General features: G+C 43.4%; 15 protein-coding genes, 2 tRNA genes and 1 pseudogene. 11 read left to right on the top strand and 7 right to left on the bottom strand.

Annotated features, from left to right (window positions below; translation table 11 throughout):
• Positions 1-285: 285 nt before the first annotated feature.
• Positions 286-1,308: an FRG domain-containing protein gene (locus HF974_06175; GenBank protein MBC2697920.1), complete on the bottom strand. Its 1,023-nt coding sequence runs from the start codon at positions 1,306-1,308 to the stop codon at positions 286-288.
• 420 nt (positions 1,309-1,728) lie between these two features.
• On the bottom strand, positions 1,729-3,585 hold the full coding sequence (locus HF974_06170; GenBank protein MBC2697919.1) for a phosphoenolpyruvate carboxykinase (GTP): 1,857 nt from the start codon (positions 3,583-3,585) through the stop codon (positions 1,729-1,731).
• Positions 3,586-3,940: 355 nt separating this feature from the next.
• Between HF974_06170 and HF974_06165 the strand changes: the two genes are divergently transcribed.
• The 5 genes from HF974_06165 (at position 3,941) to HF974_06145 (ending at position 7,787) form a co-directional block, all read left to right on the top strand.
• Complete coding sequence (locus HF974_06165; protein ID MBC2697918.1) at positions 3,941-5,122, top strand: cysteine desulfurase; 1,182 nt, start codon at positions 3,941-3,943, stop codon at positions 5,120-5,122.
• An 11-nt stretch (positions 5,123-5,133) separates the two neighbouring features.
• On the top strand, positions 5,134-5,889 hold the full coding sequence (locus HF974_06160) for an MBL fold metallo-hydrolase (GenBank protein MBC2697917.1): 756 nt from the start codon (positions 5,134-5,136) through the stop codon (positions 5,887-5,889).
• A gap of 104 nt (positions 5,890-5,993) precedes the next feature.
• A complete protein-coding gene (locus HF974_06155) occupies positions 5,994-6,431 on the top strand; it encodes a hypothetical protein (protein ID MBC2697916.1) in 438 nt (145 codons plus the stop codon).
• Positions 6,432-6,451: 20 nt separating this feature from the next.
• Positions 6,452-7,060 carry a tetratricopeptide repeat protein gene (locus tag HF974_06150; GenBank protein MBC2697915.1) on the top strand — a complete coding sequence of 203 codons (609 nt, stop codon included), beginning with the start codon at positions 6,452-6,454 and terminating at the stop codon, positions 7,058-7,060.
• Positions 7,061-7,253: 193 nt separating this feature from the next.
• Positions 7,254-7,787: a flavodoxin family protein gene (locus HF974_06145; protein MBC2697914.1), complete on the top strand. Its 534-nt coding sequence runs from the start codon at positions 7,254-7,256 to the stop codon at positions 7,785-7,787.
• Positions 7,788-7,803: 16 nt separating this feature from the next.
• Here the strand turns inward: HF974_06145 and HF974_06140 are convergent, their stop codons facing one another.
• Positions 7,804-9,129 (bottom strand): ATP-binding protein, encoded by a 1,326-nt coding sequence (locus tag HF974_06140; GenBank protein MBC2697913.1) that lies wholly within the window; start codon positions 9,127-9,129, stop codon positions 7,804-7,806.
• A gap of 208 nt (positions 9,130-9,337) precedes the next feature.
• On the opposite strand from HF974_06140, the pseudogene HF974_06135 reads away from it, so the two are divergent.
• Together HF974_06135 and HF974_06130 are read left to right on the top strand one after the other, a co-directional pair.
• Positions 9,338-9,690 (top strand): annotated as a pseudogene (locus HF974_06135) (hypothetical protein).
• A 53-nt stretch (positions 9,691-9,743) separates the two neighbouring features.
• Positions 9,744-9,815, top strand: a tRNA-Arg gene (locus tag HF974_06130).
• Between the two features lie 31 nt (positions 9,816-9,846).
• Here the strand turns inward: HF974_06130 and HF974_06125 are convergent.
• From HF974_06125 to HF974_06115, 3 genes are all read right to left on the bottom strand, one after another.
• Positions 9,847-11,127: a DUF1743 domain-containing protein gene (locus tag HF974_06125; GenBank protein ID MBC2697912.1), complete on the bottom strand. Its 1,281-nt coding sequence runs from the start codon at positions 11,125-11,127 to the stop codon at positions 9,847-9,849.
• The gene (locus HF974_06120) at positions 11,124-11,945 is read right to left on the bottom strand and encodes a diaminopimelate epimerase (protein ID MBC2697911.1); all 822 of its coding nucleotides are present in this window, start codon (positions 11,943-11,945) and stop codon (positions 11,124-11,126) included. Before HF974_06120 ends, HF974_06125 begins: the two co-directional genes overlap by 4 nt.
• Before the next feature lie 69 nt (positions 11,946-12,014).
• Positions 12,015-12,119, bottom strand: a tRNA-Ala gene (locus tag HF974_06115).
• 264 nt (positions 12,120-12,383) lie between these two features.
• Between HF974_06115 and lysA the strand changes: the two genes are divergently transcribed.
• The 4 genes from lysA (at position 12,384) to HF974_06095 (ending at position 16,309) form a co-directional block, all read left to right on the top strand.
• Positions 12,384-13,664 carry a diaminopimelate decarboxylase gene (lysA, locus tag HF974_06110; GenBank protein MBC2697910.1) on the top strand — a complete coding sequence of 427 codons (1,281 nt, stop codon included), beginning with the start codon at positions 12,384-12,386 and terminating at the stop codon, positions 13,662-13,664.
• A 115-nt stretch (positions 13,665-13,779) separates the two neighbouring features.
• Positions 13,780-13,953: a 4Fe-4S binding protein gene (locus HF974_06105; protein ID MBC2697909.1), complete on the top strand. Its 174-nt coding sequence runs from the start codon at positions 13,780-13,782 to the stop codon at positions 13,951-13,953.
• Positions 13,950-15,176 (top strand): NAD(P)/FAD-dependent oxidoreductase, encoded by a 1,227-nt coding sequence (locus HF974_06100; GenBank protein ID MBC2697908.1) that lies wholly within the window; start codon positions 13,950-13,952, stop codon positions 15,174-15,176. The genes HF974_06105 and HF974_06100 overlap by 4 nt, the downstream gene beginning before the upstream one ends.
• Positions 15,173-16,309, top strand: a complete 1,137-nt coding sequence (locus tag HF974_06095) for a class II fructose-bisphosphate aldolase (GenBank protein MBC2697907.1) — start codon at positions 15,173-15,175, stop codon at positions 16,307-16,309. Before HF974_06100 ends, HF974_06095 begins: the two co-directional genes overlap by 4 nt.
• A 614-nt stretch (positions 16,310-16,923) precedes the next feature.
• Here HF974_06095 and HF974_06090 read toward each other — a convergent pair.
• Entirely contained in the window at positions 16,924-17,730 is an 807-nt protein-coding gene (locus tag HF974_06090; GenBank protein MBC2697906.1) for a hypothetical protein, read from the bottom strand.
• Between the last annotated feature and the right edge of the window lie 123 nt (positions 17,731-17,853).

Below are 17,853 nucleotides of genomic sequence, written 5' to 3'. Positions count from 1 at the left end.
GCTTTTTTGAGAAGTCAAACGTTACGACGGCACACCCAACCGCTGCAGAGCTGCGGGGTTTTGGGACAGCCTGCTAAATGCATAATTAGATAAATAGGAGTACTGGCCAAATGGCACAACTTAAAAAACGGGGCATCAAGGGGATGCTCGGGTAGTATTATTTAATTAGATTAATTTATCTTTAAATAAAATTGTGATAAGAATTATAGTTATGTCGAGTTTGATGAAATATTAGTTGATAGCATTAATCGGTTACATTTAGTCCGATTTGTCATTTACTATGACTTAAAATGTCATTCGAGGTGGACTGATTTGTTGATAGAATTTCTCTTTGTTTTCACGATACCATTGTTTTTTAAACAACTTGGTCTGTTTTGTTGAAAAGTTGTGGGGTTGCCAATTCACAATATGAATCTCTTTATGTTCCAGTTCATTAAGGTAAAACGATTTATCCTTATTGAACGGATAGCGATTAAGGACTTCTTGAAATGCAGTAGAGGAAAATTTAAGACCTTTAATTATTTCGCTTGCTTTTGTGTGAATGGGGTCTTTAGGTATTATCCGTTTTCCATTTTCAAACATTTCAAAAATTCTCTTCGAAGCAACTTCTGAATGTTTGAATTGCATTTTATGTGCGGGAAAATGCTCATTTTTACTTAATTTGTAAGAATATGCTTTTTGTAAACCTGGTCTCGGAAAAGGCTGCAATCCAACAACATCAAGTTTGTGTTCACTTATTGTGGGTGTATAAAGATCTAAAAACGGAGATTCATACATGACGCCAGATTTGTCATTTGAATTAGAAATTGGCTGATATGAATCATCAGATTCATTATATTTGCAAACAGCAAAGAAGGCAGCAGTACAATAATCACTAGTTAAATCAAGTAATTCCGTTTTTATGCCATAATGCTGAGCAAGGCCTGGAAAATTTACATACAAACCGTCTTTAATAAGCTCTTGAACTGCTGGATGATGTCTGAATACCATCTCAAATTCTACAGTATGCAAACGAGCAAGAAATATCTCTATTTCACTCGGATTCTTTCGATAGAGTCGAGGGATGCACTGTGGATGATCTTCAGTTTGACCTCTATATAAAAACATTCGCTGATTATCTGGAACAAGACATGTTGTTCCGTCTGGCATCGTTGTGGGACAGAATTTTTCTGTCTTATGAAAAAGCAAATCTCTGTAGAACTCTCCTCTCCACGTAGGGCTGGTGTTCAAACTCCTCTCAATATTTTCAAATTTGTGTTGGATGCATTTTATTACTTCAAAAACGTCTCTATAAACTATTCCTGTCATTACTACGTTACCAAACAATCTCTTCACTATTATATTCTACTTTCGTTGTTGATAGTAATGTATCATTTTTGACTCACAATTAAATATTTTTATTAAATGAATATCTCTCATTCGAGCATAAATCAGCCAACCCGCAGCCCCAGCCGTTCCACCGCCGGACTACAAGTCCAGGGCATCCCCAACCTTATATTAGATGTCCATACTTGCGATATTACGCGAGTCACCTATACCCCGGACTTAAGTCCAGGGCCTGTTTATAATACTCCGCATCACGATTTTCTATCTTGTCCGGCGATATATTTATCAACAATTTACCAGCCATGCCCAACACTTCTATGATTGCAGCTTGGTTCCCTGAGACTTTTTTCACACCATTTTTTTCAGTTCAGGTAATTCCTGCCGCAATATTCTACTGGTTCACTATAATGGCGATATATAATCGCCATATTTCTTTTGTGCTTCGATCAATCTCTGCCTTTGCTCCTCCAGCACCTCAAACAATATCTGTGGTGTATCAGCCACTTTAGTCTTGTAGAACTCCTGGATTCGCTCGATCTTAGCAAGATTTTCAGTTATACGCACAGAGAACTGGTTAATATAATTCTCTTTTGGATAGTCTTTAGAAAGCACTTCCCTGAACAGCCTGTTAAGATCTTCATATTTTGGTATGAATCCGGTAGGCGTTTCTATCGCTTCAACTTCGTGATGTGAACGCAGTTCCATCCATTTAAGCCAGACCGCCTTATCTGCTATATCATTTGTATAATTCCCTTCTGCATCTTTCAGGAAATAATTAACACAGTATATAGATGGCGGATTATTCAATTTAGCACCAAAATCCAGATGACTTTCGATATATCTTCCGATAGGAATCGAAAGGAAATCCAAATTTGACATAGGATTGATCTTCCTGACACCTTCTTTTCCCAGTGTAGCAGCCGTAGTCTCTGATTCCAGTGCGGCGCCCATCGTAACAACACCATGCACCCAATCAAAGGATTCCTCAACAGGTACCTTAGTGTCCGAATCCCGTCCGCCATATATTATCCCACCGACAAGCACACCATCAGGATCACTGAGTTTTGGATCCACATTCTCTAATAGTTTCAGGTCAAGCGTGAACCTGGCATTCGGATGTGAAGATGACAAAATATTACCATTTTCGTCTTTTTTTGCTGGCGTCCATTCCCCTGAATAATTTAACCCCTTTTCCGGCTCCTTGGCATCTTTACCTATCCAGTGAAGGCCTTTCTCTTCAGTGACCAGCACATTAGAGAATATTACCTCACCCGGACTGTGGAGCGCCTTCCAGATCAATGGGTCGTCTACTGAGTTTACGCCCTGTATAATCCCGAACATGCCATTTTCGGGATTGACTGCGTGTATTGTGCCATCCACATTCCTGAGATAGGCGATATCATCACCGACAATAGACTCTCCGGGCAGCATGGATGTAGATGTCTTACCGCAGAGCGAAGGAAATGCGCCTGTAAAATACGTTACCCGTTCGGAAGGTCCGACCACACCCATAATGAACATGTGCTCGGTCAGCCAGCCTTCTTTTGAGGCTCTGTTTATTGCAGGACGCATCGCTAATTTCTTAAGCCCTATTGTATTGCCGCCGTACTGTGTATTCAGGCTAAATACTGTCTCGTCTTCAAGGTCAATATAAACCCGGCGTTTTTCAATGTTTTTGGAGGTATTCCTTTCGTCCAGCTCTCCTGCGGAATGTACAAACTTTAAAAACCGTGCAGATTGTCCCAGTCTTACGAACTCTTCGTATCCTTGCCTGTACAACAGATCCTCTGAGTGTGCAACATAACCGGAATCGGTGAGTTGAACTGCTGGTATTGAGAATTCTGAATTGAGCGGTCCCAGGCAGAAGAATCGCACGAACAACTGGTGCCCCTGCATGATGTCTTTCATGATCGGGTTAATTTCTTTGAGTCCTTCCTCCCGGTCCATCGCATTAATATTAGGTCCTAACTCGACACCAGGCGGTAAAAGGTACTTGGAATTATCTTTATCTCTTGCCTGGTCGTAATAGCCGTCAAAATGTACTGTATGCCCATCTACAGCAAGCACTTCTTCCTCGCCTGCTTTTATTGACTCTTGCCTGATGTGCTGCAAATCCTCAGGTGAATCTGTACAGATAAAAATTTTATCCGGATTGCAAAGATCAATATATGTAGCAATAAATTTATGGAGCTTGGGATTATCTATTTTGATAAGTTTCTGGTAATTTACCTCGCCCAACTTCTCTTGTAATGTATCCATTGTTCCTTTTCCTCCTACTGTTCCACTTTGCTTTTTTCTACCGTTCTCATCTTCGAAAACAAGTGTAAATAAAAATACATCACTATTAAATATATCGTTACTTAATTGCGAAACCGGAAGAGAATTGGCTTTATCCTGAATTATGATGCTTATTAAGTGACTAAAAGTATCCCTTTCAAAAAGTAGGGTAATAAAATTTGTATAAATTATTGTTTATATTTATCTGCCACAGAGCTCACAGAGGACACAGAGAAGAAATCCTGTCGAGTGCTGGAGTGCACCCAAAATAACGTACAAATAGTTAAGCAACCATATTCAACAAATATATTTCTAATAAAGGTCAATACAACCAACAATGTTCAATCCTCCAGACATACGCAAGGACTTTCCTGTACTTGAGAAATATGTATACCTTGACAGTGCAGCCACCACCCAGACACCGCGCCAGGTTGTGGAAGCCATGTGCGACTATTTCTACAATTATGCCGCCAACCACGGCCGGGGCGCACACAGGCTTGCCAGGGAGACCACCAACCATTACGAGGATGCCAGGGAAGCCGTTGCCGGATTCCTTTGCGGGGAATACGAACATACCATATTCACCCGCAACACCACCGAGAGTATCAATATGGTAGCATTGGGACTTGACTGGGAGGCCGGCGACCATGTGGTAACCACCCATGTTGAGCATCATTCCAATTTGCTGCCTTGGCTCAGTTTAAAAGAAAAAGGCGTGGAAATAACAGCAGTTACACCAAATCCGGATGGAACAGTTGATCCTAAGGACATTGACAGTGCCATTACTGAACAAACAAAACTGGTAGCACTAACTCATGTATCCAACGTATTTGGCTCTGTTATGGATGTGGAAGAAATAACAAAGATCGCTCATCGAAATGGCTGCATGTCACTGGTAGATGCCGCACAGAGCGTGGGCCACATGCCTTTTGACGTGAAGAAGATTGATTGCGACTTCATGGCAGTGTCCGGTCATAAAGGAATGCTCGGACCCCAGGGTACAGGCGTGCTGTATTTGAAGGATACCGATTCCATCAAGCCTGTATACCTTGGCGGCGGCACAATTTATGCCATGACCGGGGACGATTATAAACTGGAGGATGCGCCCGGGCGGTTCGAGTATGGTACGCCAAATATTCCGGGCGTTATAGGACTGGGCAGGAGTGTGGAATATGTGAAGTCATTGGGCGTAGAAGATATTCAGCGGCATGAAGAAGCTCTGGGCAGGGACGCTGCCAAACGGCTTTCTGAGATAGATAAGGTGGAGGTGTACGGACCACAGGACAGGGCTGCTGTGGTACCCTTCAATGTAGTGGGCTTAAATTCCCATGATGTAGCCATGATACTGGATGAGACCCGCAAGATTTGCGTGCGCAGCGGCTATCACTGTGCCATCCCCAGCGTCAACTTCCTCAAGGTTGAGGGGACTATCAGGGCTTCCTTTGGTGCATACAACCTGACCGAAGAAGTGGACCTGCTGGTAGATACAGTGGAGCAGATAGCTACCACCCTGACCTGAGAGGTACACAAATGAAAATTATTCTGCTTGGAACCGGTGTTGCCATACCACAAAAGGACAGGGTGCAGTCCGGGCTGATAGTGGATGCAGGATGCGATAATGGATATAGTCCTGTACTTTTTGATTGCGGTTGCGGTGTACTGCAGAGAATTTTCCAGAGCGGATACAGGCATACCCACATCACCAGTGTGTTCCTTTCCCACCTGCATCTGGACCATTGCGGCGACCTGCTGGCACTGGTCAAGGCAAACTGGCTTTGTGATACAATCAAAATGAACTTGTGGGGTCCTGTGGGTACCGGGCAGTGGCTGGACGACCTGCTGGCAGCCTATCCGTACATGCAGGACAAGGTAGATATCAGGATAACGGAACTTGTGCCCGGTCAGGTGGTAGGGGTCGATGGGCTGGAAGTGGAATGTCTACACACGGTCCATGCCCTGCCTTCGCTGGGGTTCAAGGTAACATCAGGGGGGAAGACCATGCTCTATTCAGGAGATACCGAACCTGTGGATGATATCGTAAAAGCGTCAGAGGGCATCGACCTGCTCATCCATGAGTGTTCGTTCCCTGACACCTTTGAAGTGACCAACCACACCACCCCTGGCACCCTGGCAGAAAAAATCGAGGGAACTTCAATAGGGCGGATCGTACTTACCCACCTGTATCCCCAGACCAGGGGATTCGAGGCCGGGATGGTTAAGGTGCTGGCAGAAGCCTGCGGGTGTCTTGTGGAGATCGGATATGACCTGCAGATCATTGAGGTTTGAGACATGGGATAATAAGGGCAATATACGGAGGAGTAAAGGCATTTTTCTGCCAGGAAGTAGACAAAATAGCTACATTTAAATAACACAAAATTAGTTTTGTCGATATGCAGCTTCGAGGCAGACTTAAGCAACTGACTGAAACCAAAGTAAATCGTATTAATGACCTGGTTTTCAAGTATAAAAAACTCAAGAAGAAATTGGGAAAAAATGCTGTCCTGGATAAATTAAAGATGCATATCCGGCATTTACCATCTGAAGAAGAACAAATTCGTCAGGCGGCAGAAGTTGTTTTTGAACTTAGTGGTGAGTCAGATGTCCCGTATCTGGAAGTACTCAGGAAGGTTATCTGCCTGACTGGTCTTACGGAAGCAAAAGTAGATGCGGTGTTATTTGATGTACTTGAAGAACTTGCTATTGAATTCGAAGAAATGAGTGATGATGAGGTGAAAACAGCAGTAGCTATCAATAAAGATGATGTGATGGATGTGTATTGTGATGTACTGTTAAAAAGGCGTTTTCAAAAGCAAATGATGGAGAAATAAACTTAAGGGAAGATGATATTATGGGAAAATCAATGATTACCGAGAAGATACGCATATCACCCTATTTGCACAGGGAAATAACTGATCTTGTTGAAGATGGCGATTTTGCTTCTTTTTCGGATTTTGTAAATATAGCAGTTTCGAGTTTTTTATCAAGAAACTTTGGTTTGATTGAAGAAGAAGAAGAAGACAATATCTCATCTTTAGAGATGCCTGTAACGTTGTTATATTTGGCATTGATCAATAAAGGCATAATAACACAAGAGGATATGGGCGACCTTCTAGAGAAATTAAAAAATAACGAATTGGATAATTCAATAATTGAAAACTTTTTCAGCGATTTTATGGATAATATGGTTGAGTACGATATGTTTGATATGCTGGATATGGGAAAACAATTTGAAATGGAAAAATCCTATGAGGCTGCTGAACAGGTATACAAGGACATAATAGATAAGTTTCCTGAAGATTTTGAGCCTAATTTTGATCTGGGCCGCCTATATTTAAAATTGGGTAAAAAGAAAGACAGCCAAACCCAACTTAAAATTGCTCTTAAAAAAGCAAAGGAAATGGAGGAAGATGAGGAAATAATTGAAATGATATCTTCAGAGATAAAAAAGACAAAATAAGACGTATTTGTTTTTTTTGTAATGATGAAATAGGTAATGGCCTATTTTCCCATTTCCCCTGTATAAAACATTTTTTAACCAGCAGGTGCACTCTGCCAGATGGCACAGGCGGGCGCCGGTGCCATTGAGACAATGAGTAAAAGAGAAGTAGCAGTAAAGAGTATTGATCAGCACCAACCGGAGATATGAACAAATGAAAATACTTGCACTTATGGCCAGCCCCAGAAAAGAGGGAAATACAGACATACTGATCGACAAGGTCATTAACGGCGCACAGGCTGCCGGACACCAGGCTGAAAAACTATACTTGTACGACCTCAACCTCCTGCCATGCATAGACTGCCGCAACTGCAGTTCAGGTGACAGGTTCTGCAGCAGGGATGACGACATGCAGGACATCTACCCCAGGATCGATGCTGCTGATGTGATCCTGTTTGGCACACCTCTGTACTGGTACGGACCCACTGGACCAATGAAGCTATTGATGGACAGGCTGCTACCATACAGCGAGACTGATAAGTTGAAAGGCAAACGGGCAGTGCTGATAATCCCTTCTGCCGAGGGGGCTGATGCATGTGAGCCTGTTGTTACGATGTTCAGGCTGTCCCTGGACTACCTGAGTGTGGATATAGCAGATGTATTGCTGCCAACGGCTTACGGGAAAGGCGAGATTTCCGGGAATGTCGAAGAGCTGGACCGGGCTTATAGGATAGGGGCTGCCCTGTAGCCATAAATGACATCAACTATATTACTGCTATAAACAGCCATACAGGAATGAACCAGACTTCAATCCCATTGATTATTTTTCTTTTAAGATCATTCTTTGTGACTATGACACCTTTATTTAACTTGAATCTCTTACAGAATTTCAAAACAGATTTGATGTCGCTCTGGCCTATTGAATTCTGGTATTTAACTTCTACAGGTAACAGTGCATTATCAATTGAAACTACAAAGTCCACCTCTTCAATATCCCGCCAGTAACTGACGTTTTCAAATTTCCTGATCAAATGGGTGAATACACAATTTTCCACCAGTACAGGTTCATCAGCAGATGTGGAAATAGCATTCCTGAGCCCTGTATCTATCATGTAGACCTTCTTTTCTTTTTGCATCACCGCTTTTGATGAATAGGAAAAATAATTCACCATGAAAACAAGGTACGTTTCCTCAAGATACCTGACATACCTTATCACGGTATCCACATCAATACCAAGGGCAGATGAAATTTTCCTAAAGCTAAACCTGTTACCGATATTCTGTGCAAGATACGCTGCAATACTCTCAAGAGCCCTTACATCCTTGACAGAATACATTTTTAAAACATCTTTGTATATCGTATCATAGAAATACTGTTTTAATATTTCCCTGGATTTGCCAGCGTCCTCATTAACTGTTCTTGGATAGCCGCCACAGTGAAGATATTCCTGGAATAAGAGTACCAGTTTATTTTTTACCGGAAGGGCAGCATTATAAGCATCTTCAAAGTTTTCGTAGGAAAAAACTGTTTTTTCTATCAGGATATTATCCTTAGCCCGTATGAACTCACGGTAAGAAAATGGATATATCAAGAACCGTAAATTGCGTCCGGTAAGAGCAGCAGATTCATCTTTTATGGCAAGTGAACTTGAACCGGATACAATGAACTTTATATTCGAATACTGGTCGAAGTATTTTTTCAGCCACATCTCCCAGCCTTTGAAATACTGGATCTCGTCTATGAAGATGTATATTTTCCCTTTTTTCAATTCTCGTAAGATGATCTCCTGATACGATTCAAACAGCCTGATAAATAGGTCATCTCCCATATCCAGGGTTATTTCCGGATCATCCAGGGATATATACAGGACATTCTTCGGATTTGTTCCGCTTTGCAGGAGTGAGTCTATAAGCTGGTAAATGATGGTTGTTTTTCCAGACCTGCGGGGACCTATTAGCGTCAGTATCTCCCGGTCATCTATGAACCGTTCAATTTCCCTTGTTTTTTCACGTGGGATCGTATCCTGGTATTCGGACGGGATGTTACCGGTTGTCCACCAGTTGTTAACCTGAAACAGGTATTCTTTCATATTTATCCAGTTTGAGTTCATTATTTATGAAATTGTCGGTTGAATCTGACAATTTTAGTATTAAATTGTCGTTTTGGTCTGACAATCTACCCATTACAGCCCCCACATTGCATTTCAAAGACTACAATCCCTAAATACTTTCAAAAGAATATCTGATCGGAGTGATTCAACAATGCCCATTACCAGATTCATACCAAAACAAAAACGCATGTCTACGACCGTAGGCGGAATGCTCATACTGCTCGGTGAGACCATGTTCCTGTTCTCCCTGTTTAACTTCGTGTTGGTGACCAGGATACAGTACTACAACCCCGGCGACGCGTATATGCGCCAGTTATTCCCAAATTACCTGCTGTTCCTGGGGTCCTGGCTGCTGCTGCGCTTGTGGCCATGATATTTGTGTACATATTTATCCTGCCAAGTAAGATGGTGTTCTCCCAGCAGCAGGCAGTAAAGGACGACCGCAGTCCCACCCACAATCTTCTCATGGAAGTACACATGGAATTGCAGGAACTGAGGGGCGAAGTGAACAGCCTTCGACAGGTGATAGATAAGGTTTAAGATAATTGGATAGAATAAGAAGTTTGCTCTCCTTGTGTTTTTAAGGGAGCAGTGTCCCGATAGGGTAGCGGATATCCTTGAAGCTTGCGGAGCTTTAGACCCGGGTTCGAGTCCCGGTCGGGACGTACTTCTTATCTTTCCCAAACGAATTATTCCTTATCTCGAAGGATAAACATCAGGTTCGGCTGACCTGACCAGTGGTTTTGAGATATGCCTCCTGGCACAGGGCGGCACTTCATATATACCTGGTCTGATACCTCTATCCACAGGGGTTCTGACGACCTCGTCACTTTTTGTATTACAGCCTTTGCACCTGAAGCCCTGCCCGCTACCTGCGGATTTCATGCGCTTGCCGCACGTTTGGCAAACAGGATTACTGGTCTTTTCATAAGCTGCCAGTTCAAGTATCTTTATCTTCTCAACATTCAGGGTCCCGTCTGCAACACCACCATAAACACTCACTTTATCGCCTGGTATCAGTTCTTTAATAATATTCCTGAAACCTTTGGTTGGCTCAAAGGCCGCACACCTGATGCTGCCTGAACCCTTTAGGGTGAAGAACATATGACCCCCCCTGATAGTTACTGGCCTGTCAACCACAGTCCCTGTCAACTTGTAAGACCTTTCTTCCAGTACATCACTGATCTGTGCATCAAGCAGGTGAAAATCCGTTCCCTGGTTGGTCCTGTATAATAGTGTAAGCCCGGCAGGTTCTGAGCCGATAATATCGAAAGCATTTTCAATGGACCGGATATCGTCGCCCCTGATCCCGAACAGTATAGGGTCAGGGGAGTGTGGTGCAAATACAATAGTGTTATTTGAAATATCCACTGTATCCCATGTTCCCGGGTAAGTCTCCCTGTCTGCCCTGAACACAGATTCCCTGTCGATCTCCCTTGGAGTGCCGAAGTTCCCTGGCTTGCGGTATGCGATAAGTTCATAGGTGTGGTCGGGCAGGCCGCACAGCACAGAACCGCATGCTGCCAGGGCACCGATAAGGCCTCTACCGTTCTTGAATCCCTGGTGGGTTATCCCGTATTTACCAATAAGGGAGCGGGCATCCTCTACTAATAATACATCACGCATGGCCTGCCACATGAAACTTTCCAGGTCTTGCCTGAATCCAGGATTGTTTCGTTCCTTGTCGCTTAAAAAGACTATGCCAGGGTTAGTATTCTCGCAGTCCATGTCGGCCATGTCTTCCACAAGGGATATGGCAGTAGTCATTATCTGCTCTTCAGAATCCGGGTAAGCATCTATCTCTACTGCCAGTGCTGCATTGCCCCGGGTCTTGTATTTTATGTTCGGATTCAACCTGATAAGGTGTGGCAGCCCCCTGATATCTCCCAGTCCTTTTAGTTTGTCAGTGAGAATGGCTGTTAGATAGGTGGTGCACATCCCATCTACAGAGTCTGTATCATCAATTCCTATGATCATGGGATGGTTCCGTTAAATACGGTAACAGCCGGGCCTTCCATGAATGTAAGATCATTTTCGATTGTGATATTGAGTATTCCGCCCAGTGTGTTTATTGTGACCTCGTTCCCGGTCCGGCCCAGACGGTGAGCAATCACGGCAGCAGCCACTGAGCCTGTACCGCAGCTAAGGGTCTCCCCCTCTATACCCCGTTCATAGGTGCGCACGTTCAAGATGCCGTCAGGAGTAACATTGACAAAATTTACATTTGTTCCTTTTGGGAATACAAAGTGGTACCTAATAGGCCGGGCCAGTTTGTCTATATCGATACTTTCCAGATCATCCACAAATATCACGGCATGGGGGACGCCTGTATTGACGAGGGATACCTGCATATTTTCAAGTTCTTCGTCAATGAACTCACCTTTGACTCTCATGGGTATGTCCTTACCGTCGAACAGGGGCTTTCCCATGTTCACCTTCACTCGCATCTTATTACCCTGGCCTTTCACTTCAACAGGGAGTATCCCTGCCATAGTCTCTACCATTGCAGTGCCAGGGGAGATATATCCTGAATCCATGGCATATCTCACCAGACACCTGATACCGTTGCCGCACATCTCTGCTTCTGAACGGTCGGGCTGGAATAGCTTCATTTTTATGTCAGATGAAGCTGATACTGACAGGAAGATCACACCATCAGCGCCGATGCCGAACCGCCTGTCGCAGTATTTTTCTGCAAAGCCGGGTTTGCTATTATCCGGTACTACTAAGCCGTTGTATTCGTCGATGACAATGAAATCGTTGCCATTTCCATGGAGCTTGGTGAATTGTATCATAATAGCAGAAATCGGTAGATGTTATAATAAGGGTTTCGACTGTCAGGTAAATTTTACGAAAATGAAATATGGACCGGTCGGGAATTGAACCCGAGGCCTCTACCATTCAGGTTGGACAGCCTGTTTGGCCAGTCCAAATGCCAAGGTAGCGATCTTCCCCTGATCTACCGGCCCACATTGGGGTGTTCTGTCATATATCCAATCTGAAATAAAGCTTTTGTTTGGTTTATGGAGGAATCATGTTTTATGCTCAATGCCCAATACCAAATGCCTAATGTCCGAAGTACAGAAATGTTCGCTTTTATTAAGAATAATCCGGGTTCATAGTGCTATACTTCAAATGCAAAACTAAAAACCTGATAAGGTTTTTATCATATTATCCTAATTGTATCGTAAAATTCCTATTACATATTACATAATACTAAAAGGGGGATATCCATGTTCACAATAAAAAACCATCTTGAAAAACGCAATGGTCACCTCATAATCGGAGGTGTGGATACCATTGATCTGGTTAAAGAATTCGGGACACCACTGTACGTAACGAACGAGCAGCGCATCAGGGACAATTACCGCAGGTACCATCAGGCATTTCCCGAAGTAGACCTCTATTATGCTGCCAAGGCCAATAATAATCTAACAATCATGCGTATCCTGGCACAAGAGGGTGCAGGTGCCGATGTATTCAGTGACGGTGAACTTTATCTTGCCCTGCTTGCAGGAATACCCAGGGAAAAGATACTTTTCAACGGCAACTCCAAGACCGACAGGGAACTGGAAATGGCGGTTGAGACCGGAGTAAGGGTATCAGTAGATTCACTGGATGAGCTGCATACACTAAGCCGGATAGCCTCTTCACAGAAAAAGACCATGGATATAGCCTTGAGGGTCAATCCTGATGTATCGCCTGTAACCCATCCCAAGATAAGTACAGGACTCAAGACCTCCAAGTTCGGGATACCACACAAGGAAGTTGTGGAAGCCTACAAGGAAGCAGTAGAACTTGAAGGGATAAACCCTATTGGTATGCACTGCCATATCGGCAGCCAGATACTTGACACATCCCCGTTCAGCGAAACCATCAACCGTATGATGGACCTGGTTGAACAGGTGACACGACTTGGTGTGGAACTGGAATTCCTGGATATCGGTTCGGGCCTGGGTATCCCTTACAAGAAAGGTGAGGTCGCACCGACACCACAGGACCTGTCTGATATAGTACTCCCCATATTCCGGAAGCGGTCCCAGGCAATTGGTGTGGATGTAAAGCTTGTGATCGAGCCGGGCAGGTATTTACTGGGAGATACTACCATCCTGCTTACCTCTGTGAATACGATGAAGAAGGCGGCAAAGAAGTTCGTGGGCGTAGATGCGGGGTTCAACCTGTTGATAAGACCGGTAATGTACGATAGCTATCACCATGTGGTAGTGGCCAATAAGGTGGCTGCCCCGGTCTCCAGTATATATACTGTGGTCGGGCCGATATGTGAGACTGGTGACATACTGGCACATGACAGGGAACTGCCCGCAGTGGAGAAGGGTGATATTATTGCCATACTTGATGCCGGAGCCTATGGTTTTTGTATGAGCAGCCAGTATAACGGGCGGCCCAGGTGTGCGGAAATACTGGTCAATGAAGGTAAAGTGGATGTTATCAGGAAGGCCGAGAACTTTGATGACCTGATGGCAAAACAACTTGTTCCGGCACGGTTCTTATGAGATTTTGGTTTAAAGATTGTTCAAGTATTTACCAGGGTTCACTGAAAAATACGACAGGTTTAAGTGGATTTAAAATGAAAGTGAATATACAAATTTTCGGACCGGAGCGATGGTTTTGACAGTGAAAGTAAACAGGTTCAAATGTGGATATTGTGGTGCATGTGTGAGTGTCTGTCCCCCCGGTGCTCTTGAACTTATTGAAACATGGATCGAAGTGGATGAGACATGCACTGACTGTGGGATATGTGCTAAAATATGTCCGGTTGGGGCGCTGGAGGTCCCAAAATGAAGGACCGTTATGATGTTATCGTAGTAGGTGCAGGACCTGCAGGTTCAATGACGGCAAAAACTGCAGCTAACGCGGGGCTGGATGTCCTGCTTATCGAGAAACGGCAGCAGATAGGTGACCCGGTGCGGTGTGCTGAGGGTGTGAATAAGAAATATCTTAAGGAATATATCCAGCCGGACCCTGCATGGATATCTGCCGAGGTCAAGGGTTCGAAGATATACGCACCGGACGGTGCCATGGTTGAGATGAGTGAAGAGATCGCTGGCGCTGAAGTTGGATATGTACTGGAGCGCAAAGTGTTTGACCGTGCGCTGGCCAGGGATGCTGCACTGGCCGGGGCTGAGGTGATGGTCAAGACAAGGGCAACCGGATTGTTGATGGAAGATGGTTTTGTTAAAGGCATTAAAGCAGAACACATGGATGAAAAATATAACATCCGGGCAGATATTGTGGTGGGTGCCGATGGAGTTGAGTCAAAGGTAGGCCGCTGGGCCGGTATTGATACAACCTTAAAGCCAAAGGATATTTGCACCTGTGCCCAGTATCTCATGACCGATATTGAGATTGATACTGATTTTTGTGAGTTCTACGTGGGGCACAAGATCGCTCCATTGGGGTATATCTGGGTATTTCCGAAAGGTAATAATATGGCTAATGTCGGGATAGGTATTACAGGTAATATGTCAGGCGAGGTCAGGGCAAAGGACCTACTGGATGATTTTGTGCAGAAGCGTTACCCTGGCGGTAAGGTGATAGAATTTATAGTTGGGGGGGTGCCTGTGTGCGGTACAATTGAGAGGACAGTGGCCGACGGGCTCATGCTTGTGGGGGATGCTGCACGCCAGTCAGACCCGGTAACCGGTGGCGGGATATTTAATTCCATATGGGCCGGGGATATTGCGGGCAAGGTGGCAGTCAATGCCATTAAGCATTCGGATGTATCTGCTCTGTTCCTGCAGGAGTATGAGACGAAATGGCGTGCCGGACTGGGGCGTGACCTGGACATGAGTTTGGTTGTCAAGGAGCGGTTTATGAGACTGACAGATGATGAGCTGAATACGCTGGGCCATTCCCTTGAGGGAATTGACCTGGGCAGCGTTACACTTATCGGGCTTTTGTGGGCTCTGTTCAAGGCTAATAAGAAACTATTATGGGACTTAAGGAGTATATTTAAGGGTATTAAGGAAATCGAAATGGAAGCGAGTGTGGAGGTAAATTCATGAATGATGTAGATCTTGGACCTAAATCCGGTGCTTTGTTGTTTAACAGCCTGAAAGATAAGAATAGTATTATACTGGCGGCCAATCCCAGAATTGCCCTGGTGAGCAAGGGTATATTCCAGGCTGCCAAAGATATGGATGCGGCGTTGATCGTTGAGATTGCCAGGTCTGAATGTGACCTGAAAGGTGGATACACGGGACTAAACCCGGCCGAGTTCTCGCGCAGGATCAACGAAACAGCCAGGGAGGTTGGATTTGACATATGGGCATTGCATGCTGACCATATCGGTATCAAGAAGGGCACGCCAGAGGATATTGAGGGTACCAAGGAACTGGTAAACGGCCAGATCGATGCGGGTTTTACCTCATTTGCTATTGATGCGTCCCACCTGTTCAATTTCCAGGGCGGCGACCTGAGGGAGGAGCTGGCCGATAATATCAATGCTACCACCGAGATTGGAAGGCATATCGAGGAGAAGATGGCAGGAAGGGGGTACGGCCTTGAGGTTGAGGTCGGTGAGATAGGCAGGGAGGACGAATCGGGCAGGGTACTGACAAGTCCTGAGGAGGGAGTCACTTTTATTACGGCGCTGAACGAGAACGGCATCAAGCCACATGTGCTGGCCATTGCTAACGGCAGTGCCCACGGCAATACTTATGATGCCGAGGGTAACCTTATCGAGCAGGTGTCTATCGATATCCCACGGACCATGGCTGTGGCAAAGGCTTTGAGGGACCATAACCTGGATGTGAGGATTGCCCAGCACGGTATCACTGGTACGCCCCGCGACCTGATTCACAATTATTTCCCGCACGGGGATGTTGTCAAGGGTAATGTGGCTACGTTCTACCAGAATCTGGTGTGGGACCTGTTCAAGGTGTATGAGCCTGAACTGTACGGTGATATCTGGAACTGGACGCTGGAGAATTACAGGGAGCAGGCCAAGGGTAAGGCTGACAATGAGGTATTCGGAAAGTTCTGCAAGTTTGCTATTAAGCAGTTCTTTGACAGGATCTATGGTGTGGGCGAGGATACGAAGCAGGCCATTACTGCGCTGACGTATGCCGAGACACTGGTGTTCTTAAAGGCGTTCAATGCCGGGGGCACGGCGCAGATTGTCAGGGATTCGATGTGAGGGTAGGGTAGAAGGTTGTTCTCCTGTGCGGACTGAAGTAGAGCTCTAATAGGGGATAATCCGTATTCACTTCAAAAAGCATGGTATTTTGACCGGATTTACAGGATGTTTACGTTGGGGTATATCTTGTCGATTCTATTAATCCTGTCTAATAATTTTTGAATTACCCTTAGATTTGAAGTGGATACGATAATCCTGAAAAAACGCTATATACAGGCCTTGTACATTTATCCGGGGTATACCGCAACTGCAGAAAGATAATTCATGCCCCACTAAAAATATATATATATAGATGCCAGCTTATTTCTTTAGAAACTTGGCGCTAGTGTCGAGTTAACTACAGAATGTATCCAAATATGCTATCAATACGCCTTATAATTCGACACTTTGATGTTGACGTGACACTAGTTGAGAATTTTCGCAGATTCATACATGTTTTATGAATCAATAAAATATGATTTTAAATAAGATTTGGCCCCGGTTTAACCGGGGCGCTTTTTTCTATTAAATATGTGCGAATTAGATTATCCCTTGGTATAGGAATATTCTATTTCACTGTTTGCATTTAATGATATTTAACACTATTGTTTCATAATTAATAAATCGTTGAGTTTTCAAATTTTATTTAAAGAAACTATATTAACATCCTGGCACCATAAATTTTTTATATATTCTGCCTCATTTTTGCCTTTTTCCCCTAAATAAATAAAATAATCATCATTTTTGATATATTTCGGATCTTCAGTATAACTCATGTATTTGATTCCAGAATTTATTTCAAAACTGAAATTTAATAATTTGTCCCATAGCGGAGAATTTTCAATAAATTTGTTTTCATTTTCTAAGAAGTTTTCTTTAATGATATAAATCATTGGTCGTTTATAATAATCTGAAAGATTTATTTTTATATTTTCATGTGGTACTATTTTATCTAAATCTTCGTGCCCGACATAAAATGTCTGGAAATTTACATCATTATACTGATTAAAACAATCATTTATTGCTTCTTGTATCGTTGATTCTTCTAAATGTAAATGGTTTAAGGCCAGATATTCATCAATATATCCGGCTACTAAATCAGCTGAAGAAATAAAGGAATTACATAAATCTCCTTTTAGAACCACATTAACTTTGTTAAAACTGCAAAGTTCACTCCATGCTTTTGTATGTTCACCATTGAAACTATCTAGTTGAACATCTATATTTCTAAATTTTTCATTTATTGAAACTTTCCATGGAGCAATATATGAATAATAATTATTAAGTTCATCTAAAAATTTTAAAGTTTTTATTGTCTTTGTTGGAGATCTACCAACACCGTATTTTTTAATACCATCTGGTAATCGATTAGTATCAAAAGTGGTAAAAACTACATTAATATGTACATCATTCTTAGCTAAAAATATAACAAATAATTTCATACAACTTAGTAAGTCTTTTCTGTTATTTTTGAAACTATTGTTTAAGTCATATGTCTTAATAACTTTTCTGTGTGGCAATAGTGGATAATTGCTAAAAAATTCTAAATAGTTTTCTTTAAAAAC

Source organism: ANME-2 cluster archaeon (assembly GCA_014237145.1).
In the GTDB taxonomy this organism is placed as follows: Archaea; Halobacteriota; Methanosarcinia; order Methanosarcinales; family Methanocomedenaceae; genus Methanocomedens_A.
This window is presented reverse-complemented; position numbering and strand designations above follow the sequence as displayed.